This window comes from Ruegeria sp. CDSC079 (assembly GCF_059610505.1).
In genome coordinates this window covers 253,067-269,290 of sequence record NZ_JBXWNT010000005.1, presented here as the reverse complement: position 1 = coordinate 269,290, position 16,224 = coordinate 253,067, and the positions used below count along the sequence as shown (strand labels likewise).

General features: G+C 56.0%; 20 protein-coding genes. 9 read left to right on the top strand and 11 right to left on the bottom strand.

Annotated features, from left to right (window positions below; genetic code table 11):
• Positions 1 to 12 precede the first annotated feature (12 nt).
• From AC2FIC_RS11545 to mdh, 8 genes are all read right to left on the bottom strand, one after another.
• A complete protein-coding gene (locus tag AC2FIC_RS11545) occupies positions 13 to 711 on the bottom strand; it encodes a sulfotransferase family 2 domain-containing protein (RefSeq protein ID WP_496691800.1) in 699 nt (232 codons plus the stop codon).
• A 57-nt stretch (positions 712 to 768) separates the two neighbouring features.
• Positions 769 to 1,311, bottom strand: coding sequence for a DUF805 domain-containing protein (locus AC2FIC_RS11540; protein WP_282021641.1), 543 nt, complete (start codon positions 1,309 to 1,311; stop codon positions 769 to 771).
• Positions 1,312 to 1,321: 10 nt separating this feature from the next.
• Positions 1,322 to 1,714 carry a hypothetical protein gene (locus AC2FIC_RS11535; RefSeq protein WP_282021640.1) on the bottom strand — a complete coding sequence of 131 codons (393 nt, stop codon included), beginning with the start codon at positions 1,712 to 1,714 and terminating at the stop codon, positions 1,322 to 1,324.
• Positions 1,715 to 1,762: 48 nt separating this feature from the next.
• A complete protein-coding gene (sucD, locus tag AC2FIC_RS11530) occupies positions 1,763 to 2,644 on the bottom strand; it encodes a succinate--CoA ligase subunit alpha (protein ID WP_496691799.1) in 882 nt (293 codons plus the stop codon).
• 20 nt (positions 2,645 to 2,664) lie between these two features.
• On the bottom strand, positions 2,665 to 3,198 hold the full coding sequence (locus AC2FIC_RS11525) for a hypothetical protein (RefSeq protein ID WP_496691798.1): 534 nt from the start codon (positions 3,196 to 3,198) through the stop codon (positions 2,665 to 2,667).
• Positions 3,199 to 3,279: 81 nt separating this feature from the next.
• Positions 3,280 to 4,473: an ADP-forming succinate--CoA ligase subunit beta gene (sucC, locus tag AC2FIC_RS11520; RefSeq protein ID WP_496691797.1), complete on the bottom strand. Its 1,194-nt coding sequence runs from the start codon at positions 4,471 to 4,473 to the stop codon at positions 3,280 to 3,282.
• A 216-nt stretch (positions 4,474 to 4,689) separates the two neighbouring features.
• Positions 4,690 to 5,538, bottom strand: a complete 849-nt coding sequence (locus tag AC2FIC_RS11515; protein WP_496691796.1) for a putative nucleotide-diphospho-sugar transferase — start codon at positions 5,536 to 5,538, stop codon at positions 4,690 to 4,692.
• A 69-nt stretch (positions 5,539 to 5,607) separates the two neighbouring features.
• On the bottom strand, positions 5,608 to 6,570 hold the full coding sequence (gene mdh / locus AC2FIC_RS11510) for a malate dehydrogenase (RefSeq protein WP_142635480.1): 963 nt from the start codon (positions 6,568 to 6,570) through the stop codon (positions 5,608 to 5,610).
• 161 nt (positions 6,571 to 6,731) lie between these two features.
• Between mdh and AC2FIC_RS11505 the strand changes: the two genes are divergently transcribed.
• Positions 6,732 to 7,487, top strand: coding sequence for a sulfite exporter TauE/SafE family protein (locus tag AC2FIC_RS11505; protein ID WP_496691795.1), 756 nt, complete (start codon positions 6,732 to 6,734; stop codon positions 7,485 to 7,487).
• Here AC2FIC_RS11505 and AC2FIC_RS11500 read toward each other — a convergent pair.
• The gene (locus tag AC2FIC_RS11500; protein WP_496691794.1) at positions 7,484 to 7,783 is read right to left on the bottom strand and encodes a hypothetical protein; all 300 of its coding nucleotides are present in this window, start codon (positions 7,781 to 7,783) and stop codon (positions 7,484 to 7,486) included. The genes AC2FIC_RS11505 and AC2FIC_RS11500 overlap by 4 nt on opposite strands.
• A 171-nt stretch (positions 7,784 to 7,954) precedes the next feature.
• On the opposite strand from AC2FIC_RS11500, the gene AC2FIC_RS11495 reads away from it, so the two are divergent.
• From AC2FIC_RS11495 to sdhA, 8 genes are all read left to right on the top strand, one after another.
• Entirely contained in the window at positions 7,955 to 8,812 is an 858-nt protein-coding gene (locus tag AC2FIC_RS11495; RefSeq protein WP_496691793.1) for an HpcH/HpaI aldolase/citrate lyase family protein, read from the top strand.
• 6 nt (positions 8,813 to 8,818) lie between these two features.
• A complete protein-coding gene (locus tag AC2FIC_RS11490) occupies positions 8,819 to 9,373 on the top strand; it encodes an NnrU family protein (RefSeq protein ID WP_496688977.1) in 555 nt (184 codons plus the stop codon).
• A 12-nt stretch (positions 9,374 to 9,385) separates the two neighbouring features.
• Positions 9,386 to 9,592, top strand: a complete 207-nt coding sequence (locus AC2FIC_RS11485) for a DUF1737 domain-containing protein (protein ID WP_142635490.1) — start codon at positions 9,386 to 9,388, stop codon at positions 9,590 to 9,592.
• Positions 9,592 to 10,620, top strand: a complete 1,029-nt coding sequence (locus tag AC2FIC_RS11480; protein ID WP_496691792.1) for a MaoC family dehydratase — start codon at positions 9,592 to 9,594, stop codon at positions 10,618 to 10,620. The genes AC2FIC_RS11485 and AC2FIC_RS11480 overlap by 1 nt, the downstream gene beginning before the upstream one ends.
• Before the next feature lie 50 nt (positions 10,621 to 10,670).
• Positions 10,671 to 11,333 carry a DUF1194 domain-containing protein gene (locus tag AC2FIC_RS11475; protein ID WP_496691791.1) on the top strand — a complete coding sequence of 221 codons (663 nt, stop codon included), beginning with the start codon at positions 10,671 to 10,673 and terminating at the stop codon, positions 11,331 to 11,333.
• A 199-nt stretch (positions 11,334 to 11,532) separates the two neighbouring features.
• Positions 11,533 to 11,916: a succinate dehydrogenase, cytochrome b556 subunit gene (sdhC, locus tag AC2FIC_RS11470; RefSeq protein WP_496691790.1), complete on the top strand. Its 384-nt coding sequence runs from the start codon at positions 11,533 to 11,535 to the stop codon at positions 11,914 to 11,916.
• Positions 11,917 to 11,927: 11 nt separating this feature from the next.
• Entirely contained in the window at positions 11,928 to 12,299 is a 372-nt protein-coding gene (locus AC2FIC_RS11465) for a succinate dehydrogenase, hydrophobic membrane anchor protein (RefSeq protein ID WP_496691789.1), read from the top strand.
• Positions 12,300 to 12,324: 25 nt separating this feature from the next.
• Positions 12,325 to 14,133: a succinate dehydrogenase flavoprotein subunit gene (gene sdhA, locus AC2FIC_RS11460; protein WP_496691788.1), complete on the top strand. Its 1,809-nt coding sequence runs from the start codon at positions 12,325 to 12,327 to the stop codon at positions 14,131 to 14,133.
• Between the two features lie 78 nt (positions 14,134 to 14,211).
• Here the strand turns inward: sdhA and AC2FIC_RS11455 are convergent, their stop codons facing one another.
• Positions 14,212 to 15,078 carry an FkbM family methyltransferase gene (locus AC2FIC_RS11455; RefSeq protein WP_496691787.1) on the bottom strand — a complete coding sequence of 289 codons (867 nt, stop codon included), beginning with the start codon at positions 15,076 to 15,078 and terminating at the stop codon, positions 14,212 to 14,214.
• Complete coding sequence (locus tag AC2FIC_RS11450; protein ID WP_496691786.1) at positions 15,071 to 16,042, bottom strand: glycosyltransferase family 4 protein; 972 nt, start codon at positions 16,040 to 16,042, stop codon at positions 15,071 to 15,073. Before AC2FIC_RS11450 ends, AC2FIC_RS11455 begins: the two co-directional genes overlap by 8 nt.
• Positions 16,043 to 16,224: the final 182 nt, after the last annotated feature.

Sequence of the window (16,224 nt, the reverse complement as noted above, 5' to 3'; positions counted from 1 at the left end):
ATTTGGTAGGATTTAGTTTTGTGGATCTTCGGGGTAGTTTCCGGCCTCGAATACCCAGGTCATTCTTCGTCGAACGATGTCTATCGTATCTGCGTCGAAATAATCGGGCACCGGAATGCCTTTTCGTCGTTCGGCCATCGACTTTTCGTGCGGCAATTCAAAGCTGTCTTCCGGCAGCCCAAAGGATCGATAAATCTCATTCAGATCTGACTGCAGGTTTTCCTTGCGGACGAACTTGTCCACGATCAGCTTGTTGTTGATCGAGACTATGTCCCAGTTATTGCCCCAGGCCTTTGACCGAATGAACTCTTTGAACTGAGCAATTTCGGTCTGCGGGTCTTCCGAGGGCAATCCTTGCTGATGTTTCCGAAAGTGGTAGTCGGATACAGCACGATCGAATGGATTTCGTACGTTGGCGATCTTTGTATAGGAATCAAAGGTCTTTGCCCCAAGATTGGCTCGAACCTGTTTCGCAGGCATATGGTTGCGCCATGCGTATTTGCGCCAGAACTGCCATTTTGGCCGGACCAAACTTGCAGTTTTCCCACGAGCACCGACAATACCGTATTTCGATACGCGGATTTGCCCATTTTCAAGCCGCGGAAGACCGGGTTCTTCGCATAAAGGCTGAAGCGCTATCTCGGTAGAGGTTCCCGCTGTCTTTGTCGTCTTGAGGTAGACAAACTTATGCTCATGGCAAACCAAAACCATGTCAGATGGCCCCTCTGGCTACAGGGGCCGCTTGTAGAGAGTTTACGCTCAGCAGGTTCATTGAGGGACCTCTGAAGGATTGGGACCGTATTGGTTGGTGCCAGGCTGGCTGGGTCGGGCCAGCCACCACAGCACCAGAAGGGGAGAAACAAACAGGACTATAAATGTAGGAACGACGATCAGCAGTGTGGCGCGGGTGAACAGGATGTCCAGATTGCCACCATGCTGGAAATGCGAGGCGAGACCGATGCCAAAGACCAGTACGGCCCCGGCGCCAAAGAACAGCAGGATTGGCAGCAGCGCATACAGCCCGCTGCGCCCGGTATCATGCATCCGCCGCCATGCGACGGCCAGATGCGGGAAGAACACGATTAGACCAACAATACCCTGCACAGGCTGCGAAGACGTGACGGACACGGATCTGGACGTCTCGGTTTCAGTCACAGCGACTTGCGTGAAGAACTGCGCGTCGATAATCCCGGCGATGATGCTCCAGATCATGATGAACAGGAAAAAGAACCAATATTCAGACCGCGAGGCGCGACCCGAGAAGGTGAAGAACTTGGCGAAGCAGGTGCGGATGGCGTCGGAGAAGGTCATATCTGGTCAATCACCCAACTATTCCATTACAGGAAAAAGATACGATAAGAGCGTTCCGCGTACCTCGATTGGCAGTGAAAACAGCGCTGTCGCTGCCAACCAATCCGCAAACATAACCAACGCGTTTCACGATCACATCCTTGGTGGAGTCTTTACTTGCTCGAAAGCGAAACTGGTACTTCTGGCTTCCGGACAATTTGAGTTCGGAAAACCCTCTTTCTTTGGCGATGTAGTGAGTCTCGCAAGCCTCGTCCCGGATGAATTGTCCCTCGCTTGTCCAGCCGATAAGAACGCTACAAACTTTTGCTTCGGCTTGCTCTGATGCAGAGAATGCTAAAGTTACTGCTAAAAGCAGAGACCAAAAATACGCCAAAGGCGAGAAGGGCGGGCGTTTTTCGCCCACCCTCTTTTCGGGCGTAGCCCTCAGAGCGTATGCCCGGAGAGCAATCACTTACCCAATCGCTTCCAGCACAGCCTCACCCAGCTGCGCCGGGCTTTCGGCCACGACGATACCGGCGGCGCGCATGGCTTCGATCTTGTCCTCAGCACCGCCTTTGCCGCCGGCGACAATCGCGCCCGCGTGGCCCATGCGGCGGCCCGGAGGGGCCGTGCGGCCTGCGATGAAACCCGCCGTGGGCTTCTTGCGGCCCTTCTTGGCCTCATCCGCCAGGAACTGCGCGGCTTCTTCCTCGGCCGAGCCACCGATCTCACCGATCATGATGATCGATTCGGTTTCGTCATCGGCCAGGAACCATTCCAGCACGTCGATATGCTCGGTCCCTTTGATCGGGTCGCCGCCGATGCCCACACAGGTGGACTGGCCCAGACCCACATCGGTGGTCTGCTTGACGGCCTCATAGGTCAGGGTGCCAGACCGCGACACAACGCCGACCGAGCCGCGCTTGTGGATGTGGCCGGGCATGATGCCGATCTTGCAGGCGTCAGGCGTGATCACACCGGGGCAGTTCGGACCGATCAGGCGCGAGCTTGAGCCTTCCAGAGCGCGCTTGACCTTCATCATGTCCAGAACCGGGATGCCTTCGGTGATGCAGACGATCACTTCCATCTCGGCATCAATCGCTTCGAGGATCGAGTCCGCCGCAAACGGCGGCGGCACATAGATCACCGATGCGTTGGCTTCGGTCACGTGCTTGGCCTCGTGGACCGAGTTGAACACGGGCAGGTCAAGGTGGGTCATCCCGCCTTTGCCGGGGGTCACGCCGCCAACCATCTTGGTGCCATAGGCGATGGCCTGTTCAGAGTGGAATGTGCCCTGCGAGCCGGTAAAGCCCTGACAGATCACTTTGGTATTTTCGTCGATGAGGACTGCCATTTTCGTGGCTCCTTCGTTAGCTATCTAATCTGTTGGAGTTCGATGGACGAGTATTTTTGCCCAGCGGGTTGTTTGGGAGGTTGCCCGGAGACAACGTAAACTTGCCGTCCCGCGATTGGTTTCTCTACACGCAACGTATTTCTCGAAGACGTTCTGCTTACTTGGTATTCAGAACTCTTTTTGATGTACTTTGCAGCCATCTGGTTTTGAATTTCTTCGACTTCAGCAACTGAGACATTTGCCGAAGTTACGTAGCAGTAGTCATAGGTGGCCTTGCCTCGTGAATTAAACTCGGATGTTCGGATACCAGTAACAGCATATATCCAGTTTGGTTCACTGAAGTACCGCGTTCCGCCCTCGGAAGTATCCGAGATTCGCTCGAGGTCAGAGCTTTGCAGTATGCTGGCTGATTTTCCGGGGTTTCCCAAACCAGCCATGCAAACTGTTTCGAACAGCATACTGACTTCTTCGAACGCGTTGGGTTGCGTAGCAGAAGAGGTGGTACAACCTGCTAAACATCCAAGAGCTATTACAGAGTAAGTAACAAGTTTCATTCATTTGGCCTTAGAGAAATCGTGTATTCTTCGCGGACTGAAGGGGAGCATAAAGTTCGTGCGCACCCTTCAAACTAAGCCTCAACCCTTAACCGCCTTCACGATCTTCTCGGCACCGTCTTTCAGGTTGTCCGCTGCGATCACGTCCAGGCCAGAGGTGTTGATGATCTCTTTGCCCTTCTCAACGTTCGTACCTTCCAGACGCACGACTAGCGGAACCTGCAGACCGACCTCTTTCACCGCGGCGACAACGCCCTCGGCGATGACGTCACAGCGCATGATACCGCCGAAGATGTTGACCAGAATGCCTTTGACTTGCGGGTCCGAGGTGATGATCTTGAACGCTTCGGTGACTTTCTCTTTGGTGGCGCCGCCGCCGACGTCGAGGAAGTTGGCAGGTTCGGCCCCATACAGCTTGATGATGTCCATCGTCGCCATGGCCAGACCGGCACCGTTGACCATGCACCCAATCTCACCATCCAGTGCGATGTAGTTCAGGTCGTATTTCGAGGCTTCCAGTTCCTTGGGGTCTTCCTCGGTGGTGTCGCGCAACTCGGCGATATCGGGGTGGCGGTAGACCGCGTTGCCGTCAAAGCCGACCTTGGCGTCCAGCACCTTGAGGTCGCCGCTGTCGGAGACGATCAGCGGGTTGATCTCGAGCATCTCCATGTCCTTCTCGACGAAGGCGGCATAGAGCTGGCTCATCAGTTTGACGCATTGTTTGACCTGTGCGCCCTGCAGACCCAGTGAGAATGCGATGCGGCGGCCGTGATAGGCCTGATAACCGGTGGCTGGGTCAACCGAGAAGGACAAGATTTTCTCAGGCGTGGCTGCGGCCACCTCTTCGATATCCATGCCGCCTTCGGTCGAGCAGACGAATGAGATGCGGCTGGTCTGGCGGTCTACCAACAGGGCCAGGTACAATTCCGTTTCGATGCCGGACCCTGCTTCGATATAGATGCGGTTGACCTGTTTGCCTGCGGGGCCGGTTTGATGGGTGACCAACGTGCGCCCCAGCATCTTCTTGGCTTCCTCGGCGGCCTCTTCAACCGATTTGGTCAGACGGACGCCGCCTTTTTCCCCGGCATCGGATTCCTTGAAAGACCCCTTGCCGCGGCCGCCCGCGTGGATCTGCGCTTTGACGACCCAAAGAGGTCCGTCCAACTCACCGGCTGCGGTTTTAGCTTCCTCGGCGCGCAGGACCGCGCGACCGTCGGAAACCGGGGCGCCATAGCTGCGAAGAAGCGCTTTGGCCTGATATTCGTGAATGTTCATCGAAACTGTCCCGTCTGACTACGATTGACCGATATAGGCGTGTCTAAGAGGTAAGTTTAAAGGCTTTTTTGATGTTGAGTAGGTTTTTCACGAAGATTTTCATTATTTGTGATCACAGCATTTCAGGGTGTGATCACAAAACTTGAGTCGGTATTGAGCGTTGATTCGTCGGGAAATTCACCCAATAGAATATGACGTTTTCAAGCTAGCGCTAACCTATCCGCGTCTGAGGCGGACGATACCCTTTTTCACAGACATCACCAGTTTGCGCAGTTTGCCCAACAAGCCTTTGTCAACCAGTGGTCGGACTTTTTTCGACGCGCCGGGCGTGAGCTGTGCGTCGGCTTCGATAAGGCTGTTGATATGACGTTCGAGATCGGGCCCTACCAAACCGGCGACAGTTCTAGCGCTGTCCAGCCGCTTGTCATGACGGCTGTGAAATTTGTAGTGATGCAGCAGGCGCGGGGCGCTGTGCAGAAAACCAAACATCTCGGCCTGACGATAATCGAGGAAGTTGTACTCGGGTGGCAGAACTGCCAGTCGCAACGCGCTGGCAAACAGCTTTTCGCGGATCAGCGCCTGATCTGAGGTCAGGTTTTCCGAGATGATAGTCTCTTGTACATCTCGCAGGAAATCCAGCACTGCGTCCGAAGTGCGAATGCCAACCAGCCCACCATTGAGATGGGGAAATGCGTTGGGCAGGGGAGTTTTCCAAATACGTTGCGCATGGGCCGAGTTGCGCAAAGGGTCATGGACCATCGCGATATCAAACTGCTCCAGGACGGTGAAGATATCCGACATATCTGCCAGACAGCGCACATCGGCATCCAAATAGACCGTCTTTTCGAACCGGGACCGCACAAGGCTTTCGAACTTGGGTCGGAACCAGCTTTTGTCCAGCATGTGGATTTGGTCAAACACTTCTGTTCCCGGGATGTTTTCGAGGTCGGTGAACAGGTCGACCGGTACATCCGGCATGGCGACCTTTAACGACCGAGCCGCTGCCACTGCTGTTTCGATGTAATCCTTACCGCTTGCGGCAATCACAAATCCCTGGGGCGACATGGCAATCTTCCAAAAAATGACCCGGCCCACCAAAGGTGAGCCGGGCACTGTTTAACGGTATTAGGCGGATCAGGCCAGAGAGCTGTCAATGCCTTTACACGCTTCGATCAAACCCTTCACGGCGTTGACCGAGTTGTCGAAACCGGCCTGCTCTTCTTCGTTGAGCTTGATGTTGACGATACGCTCGATACCGCCTGCGCCGATCACGGTGGGTACGCCGACATACATGCCTTCGACACCCAGCTCTCCGTCGCAATAAGCGGCGCAGGGCAGGACGCGTTTCTGGTCTTTCAGATAGGCTTCGGCCATTTCGATTGCCGATGTGGCAGGCGCATAGAAAGCCGAACCTGTTTTCAGCAGGCCAACGATTTCAGCCCCGCCGTCTCGGGTACGCTGCACGATTGCGTCCAGTTTCTCTTGTGTGGTCCAGCCCATCTCGACCAGATCGGGAAGCGGGATGCCCGCAACCGTAGAATAACGAACCGAAGGAACCATGGTGTCGCCGTGGCCACCTAGAACAAAGGCAGTGACGTCGCGCATGGACACGTTGAACTCTTCTGACAGGAAATGGGCAAAACGGCCCGAGTCCAGAACGCCCGCCATGCCGCAGACCTTGTTGTGCGGCATGCCCGAGAATTCACGCAGAGCCCAGACCATCGCGTCCAGCGGGTTGGTGATGCAGATGACAAAAGCATCGGGCGCGTTGGCGGCGATGCCTTCACCGACCGACTTCATGACTTTCAGGTTGATGCCCAGCAGGTCATCACGGCTCATGCCTGGCTTGCGCGGGACACCGGCGGTGACGATGCAAACGTCGGCGCCTGCGATGTCCTCATAGGACTGGGTGCCTTTCAGCTTGGCGTCGAACCCTTCGGAAGGGCCGGATTCTGCGATATCCAGCGCCTTGCCTTCCGGAGTGCCTTCGGCGATGTCGAACAGCACGACGTCACCGAGTTCCTTCATTGCTGCGAGGTGGGCGAGCGTGCCGCCGATCTGACCTGCGCCGATCAGCGCGATCTTGGGTCTGGCCATTTGGAAAATCTCCGGTCGGTATTGAAATCGCGGTTTTGCTAGTCCTAAAACCGGCGCTGCGCAAGCCTTCTGCGGCGCGGCATGCCACCGCATACCGTTTGCATGTCTCCTACCGATTGCGCTAAACCGCCTGTGACTCATGCATATTTACGGGACACCGCATGTTCGAGATGGACCTGATGTTTTTTGCCGTGGCGATCCCTGCTGTGATCTTCGCCGGCATCTCGAAGGGTGGGTTTGGCTCGGGGGTGGCGTTTGCCGCATCATCGATTCTGGCACTGATCCTGACACCGGGACAGGCGCTTGCACTGATGTTGCCAATTCTGATGGTAATCGACGTCGCTACGCTGGGCCCCTATTGGAAACGCTGGAGCTGGCCGGATTCACGCCTGCTGATCGTGGGGGCAGTGCCGGGTGTGGCAGTGGGCGCCTGGCTGTATCGCGCCACGAATGACGACCTTCTGCGCCTGCTGATCGGAGGAATTTCAGTGGGGTTCGTGATCTGGCATGTGGCCCAGAGAAAGGGCTGGATCCGCGGCTTTGCCAATCGTCTGCCGCCATATGCGGGAATTTTTGCGGGGTTGGTCGCCGGATTCACCAGCTTTGTCAGTCATGCGGGCGGTCCACCCGCCGCCGTCTATCTGATCTCGCAGCGTCTGTCGAAAACCGAGTTTCAGGCGAGCACTGTGCTGGTCTTCTGGGTCATCAATGTCGCTAAATTCATTCCGTATGCCTATCTGGGTCTGTTCACATGGCACACTGCGCTGGCCGACTTGTTGCTGGCTCCATTTGCCGTGCTTGGTGCATGGCTGGGTGTGCGCGCGCATTTCATGATATCCGAACGCCTGTTCTTCGGTATTGCCTACGTTTTGCTGATGCTGACCGGAACAAAACTGATCTGGGAGGCCCTGAGCTAGACATTGGGCGGCAGTGCTTCGGCCATATCTTCGTAGGACTGGCCCGAAGCCACAAGGCAGGTCATTCCATCCGGTAATGTCACAGTAATAGTCCAGCTTCCGCTTTGATCAGAGGCAAAGACTTCCATCACCGCACCTTGTCGGGCGATGCCAATGCTCTTACGCGTTTCGCCATAAGTCTCGGCCAGTCGAGTTATGACCTCGTCGCGGGGGGCATAGCTTCGAGCCTGCATCTGCTGGGCGGCCAGAACCATGATACCCAGCCCCATTGTCATATTGAACAGCGTCTTGCTCATCGGTGAACCCTTTTGATTGCGATCTGCCAAGACGGTGACCGGTGCAGACCGAAATACGGTTAAAGGAACGCACGTTGCGTCGTTAATGCTGCGGTGCGGCAAGTTTGCGCTTGAACTTTCCTGCAGAAAATGCCCCATTCTGCGCAACATTATTTCAAGAGGCCGAAGCCAATGGACCCCCGTCAGCGACCCTACCGTTCCGTATTGTACATTCCTGGTTCCAAAGACCGGGCGTTGGACAAGGCCCGCAACCTGCCTGTTGATGCGGTTATTTTTGACCTCGAAGATGCGGTCACGGCGGACGAAAAAAACAACGCGCGTGAAACGCTCGGGGCTGCCTTGGCTGCTGGCGGTTATGGGGCGCGGGTCAAGATCGTACGAATCAATGGCCTAGATACCGAATGGGGCCGGGCCGATGCCCAAGCCGTGCGGGACATGGACGTGGATGTGGTTCTGCTGCCCAAAGTGAATTCTGCCGCAGATGTGGATGCGTTGGCCGCAATAACCGGTAATCTGCCGATTTGGGCCATGATGGAGACGCCGCGCGGGATGCTGAACGCCGCCGAAATTGCCGCGCATCCGCAGATGGCGGGCTTCGTCATGGGCACCAACGATCTGGCTAAGGAATTGCAAACACGGTTCCGCCCAGACCGCCTGCCGTTGCAGACGTCGCTGGGCCTGTGCCTGTTAGCCGCCAAGGCCGAGGGGCTGATCATCGTAGATGGCGTCTATAACGCCTTCAAGGACAGCGAAGGCCTGGCGGCCGAATGCGCGCAGGGCCGCGATATGGGCTTTGACGGCAAGACCCTGATCCATCCCGCACAGGTCGATGTCACTAACGACGCCTTCGCCCCATCGGATGAGGAAATCGATCTGGCCCGCCGCCAGATCACCGCGTTTGAAGAGACCGAAGCACAAGGGCAGGGCGTCGCGGTCGTCGATGGCAAGATCGTGGAAAACCTGCACGTTGCAACCGCCCGTGAAATTCTGGCAAAAGCAGAGGCGATTTCAGCTTTGCAAGCGGGGTAAGCCAGCATGGGCTTTGTTCTTCTGATTCTTGGTGTGGCGCTCTGGTGGGCCGCACATCTGTTCAAACGCGTGATGCCGGACCAGCGCGCGGCGATGGGCAAAGGCGGTGCCGGCGCGGTGGCGCTGGCACTGCTGGCGTCAATCCTGTTGATGATCTTCGGTTATCGCATGACCGATTTCATCCCAATCTGGTCGCCGCCGACCTTTCTGATCCACGTCAACAACCTGTTGGTGCTGATCGCCATCTATATGATGAGCCCCGCAGGCCAAAAGGGTCGTCTGCTGAACAAGCTGCGTCACCCGATGCTGGGCGGCATGAAGCTCTGGGCCTTTGCGCATTTGCTGGTCAATGGTGATCTGGCCTCAATCGTCCTGTTCGGCGGCTTGCTGGCCTGGGCGGTGGTCGAAGTGATCGTGATCAACAAATCCGAGCCGGACTGGACACCGGGCGAGCCGGGCACTTACGGCAAGGATGCGATGTTCTTTGTCGCGTCGATCGTTCTGCTGGGCATTATCGGCTATATTCACGGGTTGGTCGGCCCGTCGCCGTTTGGTTCATAAAGGTTTGACAACATGGCAACACTCTATCGTCTGCTGACCGAGGAAGACACCGCAGCCTTCTGTCACAAAGTGTCGGACGCGCTGGCAAAAGGGTGGGAGCTGTATGGCGACCCGTCCTATGCCTTTGACACTGCAAACAACGTGATGCGTTGTGCGCAGGCCGTGACCAAAGAGGTTGCGACCGACTATTCCCCTGAAATGAAACTGGGACAGCAATAATGGCAAAGACCAATCCGGGCCGTTTCTTCGAGGATTATTCTGTAGGGCAAGTGCTGCACCACGCGGTGCCTCGCACCGTGACCGATGGCGAACGGGCGTTGTATCATGCGCTCTATCCGGCGCGTCATGCTCTGTATTCCTCGGATGAGTTCGCCCGGAAGTGTGGCCTGCCGCAAAGCCCGATCGATGATCTGGCGGCGTTTCACGTGGTGTTTGGCAAGACTGTCCCTGATGTATCGCTGAATGCAGTGGCCAATCTGGGCTATGCTGAGGGGCGTTGGTTGAAGCCGGTTTATCCCGGCGATACGCTGCGGTCGGAATCCGAAGTGATTGGGGTCAAGCAGAACTCGAACGGAAAAACCGGTGTGGTGTGGGTGCGAACCCGTGGCCTGAACCAGCGCGATGAGGTGGTTATTGAGTATGTCCGCTGGGTGATGGTGCGCAAATCGAACCCTGACGCGCCCGCCCCGGACACGGTGGTGCCCGAGTTGAAACAGGCGCTGGAGCCTCAGGATCTGGTTGTGCCACAAGGGCTGAACTTTTCCTCCTATGAATTTGTTCAGGCCGGTGAGGCGCATCGGTGGGGCGAATACGCGATTGGTGAAAAGATTGACCATGTGGACGGCGTCACCGTGGAAGAAGCCGAGCATATGCTGGCCACGCGGCTTTGGCAGAACACCGCCAAGGTTCATTTCGATCTGACCTTCCGTCCCGAAGGCCGTCTTATCTATGGCGGGCACGTGATCTCGATGGCGCGGACCCTGTCGTTCAATGGATTGGCAAATGCGCAGATGATCGTCGGGTTGAACGGTGGCGCCCATGCTAACCCTTGCTTCTCAGGCGATACCATTAAGGCCTGGTCTGAGGTGCTGGACAAAGCCGAAACCGGCATCCCCGGCGTTGGGGCGGTCCGGTTGCGGCTGGTCGCCACGAAGGGTGGAGAGCCATTCGAGTTGAAAAATGACGATGGTCGATATCTGCCCAACGTTCTGTTGGACCTCGACTACTGGGCTTTGATGCCAGTCTGACCCCACATTCATTTGAACGCAGCCTGCAATATTCGTGCTAGGCTGCGACCATGTCTCTGCTTCGCTCTTTCGTCGCCTGTTTCTTTCTGGCCCCGACCGCCGAGGCGTGTGATCTTGCTTTGGCTCTGGCCGTTGATGTCTCGGGATCGGTGGATTCGAACGAATACCGCATACAAATGGACGGCCTGGCCGCTGGATTGCGTGACCCCATCGTCTCTGAGGCGCTGGTGCGCGGGAATGCGCGGTTAATGCTGGTCCAATGGACCGGAACCTCTCGTCAGAAGGTGACGATCCCCTGGACACATATGGATAGCTTTGAAGCCATAGATAGTTTCGCCAGACAGGTGGCTGCGGATGCTAGAGTCTGGCGCAATTTTTCGACTGCAATCGGTGAGGCGCTTGAGACCACAATGTCCAGTTTCAGCGAGGTAACCGAATGCAAACGGCACCTGATTGATATCTCGGGTGATGGGGTTTCCAACGAAGGGGTTGAACCGTCCGAGATTCACGATGTGTTGCGTGGGAAAGGTGTCACGGTAAATGCCATCGCCATCGAGGAAAGCGAACCCGACTTGACGGCCTATTTCTTCGAGAACGTCATTGTAGGTGAGGGAGCGTTTGTCGTTTCGGCGGCCGGGTTCGAGGATTATCCGGCCCGCATCCGAAAGAAACTGTTGCGGGAGGTGACCCAGCAAACGGCCGGTCTGAAATAAGTGTGGCAGGGATTCGGAGCTGCAGGCGCTAACATCTGTTTCGTCTTATTTGATTTGTGATCACAAGAATATTTTGTGTGATCACTTTATCGCTTAATCTGTCATTTTGCGCGAATTCTGAGCTTTTTTGCAGCTGCAGCACGTGACAGTGTCGCAAAAACCAGTAAAACCTTCGGAAGCCAACCGAAAAGGAGCCGCCATGAGCGATGTAAATCGGGGCAACCGCCCGCTCTCACCGCATATCCGCATCTACCGCCCACAGATGACGTCTCTGTCGTCGATCATGGTTCGGATGACTGGATTGGCCGTGTTCGCAATCGCAGCACTTGTGGTGTGGTGGCTGTTGGCGGCGGCAACCTCTGAGGCGGCCTTTGCAGGCATAGACGGGTTTCTGCGCAGCTGGTTCGGTGATCTTGTCATGACCGGAGCGGCCTGGGGTTTGTGGTACCACACATTGGGCCGGTTGCGTCATGTCTTTTGGGATTTCGGCTACTGCCTGGATGTTGATCTCTCTGAAAAGCTGGGATGGGGCATGTTCGTTGGTGCCACGATCCTGACCATCATCACCGTTCTTATGGTTTAAGGAGACGTTCGATGCGATACCTGACTGACCGTAAACGCGCCGAGGGTCTGGGAGCGGGCAAATCCGGAACCCAAGCACATTGGAACACAATGGTTCGGGCGATGATCCTGACCGTTCTGGTGCCTCTCTTCATCTTCACATTTGGGGCCGGTCTGGGTGGAACCTACGAAGAGGTTCTGGCCTATTTCAGCCGGCCATTCCCGGCGATCGTATGCGCGCTGGCGCTGATCGTTGGCCTGTTGCAGCTGATGTACGAAGCGCAAGAGGCCATCGAGGACTATATCCATGGCGTTGCCGAGAAAGTGACGCTGGTTGCGATGTGGGCCTTTGGCTACACGCTGATGGTCGCGGGGCTGTTCGCCCTGGTGAAACTCGCCCTGTGATGATGCGCGGTAAGGAATAAGAACAATGACAGCAGCATATGAATATGAAACCCACGAATACGACGTTGTTGTCGTAGGCGCAGGTGGTGCAGGTCTTCGCGCAACGCTGGGTATGGCGGAACAGGGTCTGCGTACGGCATGCGTGACCAAGGTGTTCCCGACCCGCTCGCACACGGTTGCCGCGCAGGGCGGCATCGCGGCGTCGCTGTCGAATATGGGTCCTGACCACTGGCAGTGGCATATGTACGACACGGTCAAGGGCTCGGACTGGCTGGGCGACACCGACGCGATGGAATACCTCGCACGTGAGGCACCCAAGGCGGTCTATGAGCTAGAGCATTACGGTGTGCCCTTCAGCCGGACCGAGGAAGGCAAGATTTATCAGCGTCCCTTTGGCGGCCACACCACCGAATTTGGTGAAGGCCCCGCGGTTCAGCGGACCTGTGCCGCTGCTGACCGGACCGGCCACGCAATCCTGCACACGCTCTATGGTCAGTCGTTGAAAAACAATGCTGAGTTCTACATCGAATATTTCGCCATCGACCTGATCATGTCCGACGACGGACAGTGTCAGGGTGTCGTCTGCTGGAAGCTGGACGATGGCACCATGCATGTCTTCAACGCCAAGATGGTGGTGCTGGCGACCGGCGGCTATGGCCGGGCGTATTTCAGCGCCACTTCGGCCCATACCTGCACCGGTGACGGTGGCGGTATGGTGGCCCGCGCGGGTCTGGCGCTGCAGGATATGGAGTTCGTTCAATTTCACCCGACCGGCATCTACGGCTCGGGCTGTCTGATCACCGAAGGTGCGCGGGGTGAGGGCGGGTACCTGACCAATTCCGAAGGCGAACGGTTCATGGAGCGCTATGCGCCTCAGTACAAAGACCTGGCACCGCGCGACTATGTCTCGCGCTCAATGACTATGGAAATCCGCGAAGGGCGCGGTGTGGGTGCAGAGGGCGACCACATCCACCTGAACCTTAGCCACTTGCCTGCCGAGGCTTTGGCCGAGCGTCTGCCGGGTATTTCCGAAAGCGCCAAGATCTTTGCCGGTGTGGACGTGACCAAAGAACCGATCCCGGTTCTGCCGACCGTGCATTACAACATGGGCGGTATCCCGACCAACTATTGGGGTGAAGTTCTGAACCCCACCGCCGATGATCCAACCGCTGTCGTGCCCGGCCTGATGGCTGTAGGTGAGGCGGGTTGTGCCTCGGTCCACGGCGCGAACCGTCTGGGCTCGAACTCGCTGATCGACCTTGTGGTCTTTGGCCGCGCGGCGGCGATCCGGGCTGGTAAGGTTGTGGATGCAGATAGCGCCAATCCGGTTCTGAATCAGGCCTCTGTCGATGGCGCCTTTGATCGTTTTGACGACGTCCGTAACGCCAGCGGAGCGATTCCGACCGCCGATCTGCGGCTTGAGATGCAAAAGACCATGCAGGCTGACGCGGCCGTATTCCGCACCGCCAAAACCATGGCCGAAGGCGTTGAAAAGATGACGGCGATTGCCGCCAAAATGGACGACCTGAAAGTCACCGACCGCTCGCTGGTCTGGAACAGCGATCTGATGGAAACGCTGGAACTGACCAACCTGATGCCAAGTGCGCTGGCCACCATCGTCGGTGCCGAAGCGCGCAAGGAAAGCCGTGGTGCCCATGCGCATGAGGATTTCAGCGAACGCGACGACAAAAACTGGCGCGTTCACACGGTGTCCCGCGTAGACGGTAATAAGGTGAACCTCAGCTATCGCCCGGTGATCGTCGATCCGCTGAGCACCGAAGCAGAAGGCGGAATCAGCCTGAAGAAAATCGCGCCCAAGGCGCGGACTTTCTGATGTGATTGGGCAGTCCGCGACCAACCACCGGACTGCTCAAATTCTATGGGTAAGTAATATCTGTACTTAGCCAACCGGCTATGGCGAGATGAATGTTTCAATGTACTCATTCACATCGGCTTCAGAGATTTCCTGACGCTGTGCCAATATATCGAGAATTTTCAGGCTGACATCTGTGAACCCAAAAACACCTTCGGTTAGAATTGCCAGTCGCTTTAGCATCTGGCTGTTCAGCTCTGCAGGATCAGACAAGTCCCTGAGATAGATAATGTCCCCGTCCAGCATTTGTGTCGATTCAAAGTCCGAAAGAACTCCCGACCATTTCGATATGACCAGCCTGTTCTCGATATGCGCAAAACTATGGGGCAAAAACCCCAACTTTCTGAGAAATGTGTCAACCTCGCCAAAACCTGGCTGATTCTCGTACAATGGAAAAAACGATACTTCGGTCTGTATGGCGGCGACATTTTTCAGCGTGTTTTCCGCCGAGGTAAACACCGAAAGTTCGGCGCCCTGAATGTCAATTTTCAGAAAATCCACTGGACCCAAACCTGCGATATCATCCAGCCGCTGGGTTTGCATCTCCATACTGCCAATTTGCCTTGCAGCTTTGCGTAGGCCGCGCAGGTAAAAAAGTGTTTTTTCCCTTATTTTCAGCAAGGATGTCAAACCCGAGCCCTTGTAGATATTCAACAAGGCCGGTTTGCCGTCTCCGACTGCAAAGTTGAAATACTCTTCATTTGCCCCCTTGTTACGGATGACCTCTTTCATCGTGTCTTCCTGAGGTTCAAAACCGACGACATTGCAGAGGTCGTTCTTTAGCAAATCACGGTAAGGGGCGTCATGGCGCATTGGATTGGCGCCAATATCCGCAATGCGCGCAAAACTGGTCAAGTCCAGAAGATCGTACAAAGCGGAAATGCGGGCGTGGAAGGGCTTATCCATTTCTGAGCTCCGTAAGCGCTTCGGCCAGCATGCCGCTGATCCGCTCTGGCGCGCGTTCCTGAGCGAACTCGAAGCAAGCCCTACGTTTTTCAGCCAGTTCTGAATCGGACATTTCCATCACCTTCATCATCATGCGGATCAGGCCTCGTGGGTTTTGTGCCGGATATAGTAGATCGTGACAGGTTTCCGGGGTTGTCTGCCGGTGGGGTTCAATGTCCGGGGCGACAACTGGCAAGCCGAAGGTCATGGCAAGCATTGCGGTTCCAGAGGTGAAGGTTTGTGTAGATGGCAAAACATAGGCGTGAGCTTGGGAAAAAACACTCGGAATAGCCTCATCTTCTACGCGTTCGCCTATCACGGTTACGTTTGAAATGGCGTCCAGCCGTCGTACCAATCGCCGACTGGGCCGAAAGACTCGGCCTACCACTGACATATGAAAGTCGAAACCCCTGTTGGTTAGCTTCCGGATGGCGAAATGAAGCCGGTCCAACTCGCGGTTTCCGCGCATCGCGCCAAAGGTCAAAAAATGGGTCTGATCGCGTGGTTGCATCAGGCGCGCAAGCGTGATTTCAGCGCTTTCATAAACGCCTAGATAGCTTGGGTGAGGGATCAGGCAAATCTTATTCGGCTCCGCGTCATATTGGGCGATCATATGTTGTCGCGCATTTGGGGTATGGACATGGATCATATCGACCAGCTCTGCCAACTTGCGTCGCGCCGCGTGAAATCCATCGTTGCCCTCACGCGCTGAATGCGCGGCGCGATTGTGAATGGTCCAGATGACGCGACCACCGTTTGATTTATACAGCTCAAGTCCCGACACGGCATCTTGAAACAGAGCGTTGTTCGCGGGATCTTCACCATCCTTGATCGGAAACAGCCTGTCATCCCATTGGATATGCAGGATTCCGTGTTCGGTCTGAAACTCTGGTTTCGCAATCTCTGCAAAGTTCAGCTGTTTCATTGCAGCTAGAGAAAACTCTGGCTCGCATGCGCTGTACATCATGTTTTGATAGGGGTTTTTGGTGCCGTAGGGAATATTCAATACTCGTGTCTGCATACGGCACTCAGCTTTTGCTTTCTCGGGTGCAGACTCCATGCACATAAGCTCAATGTAAAGGTGAAATCACCCATCTTTATTGACTG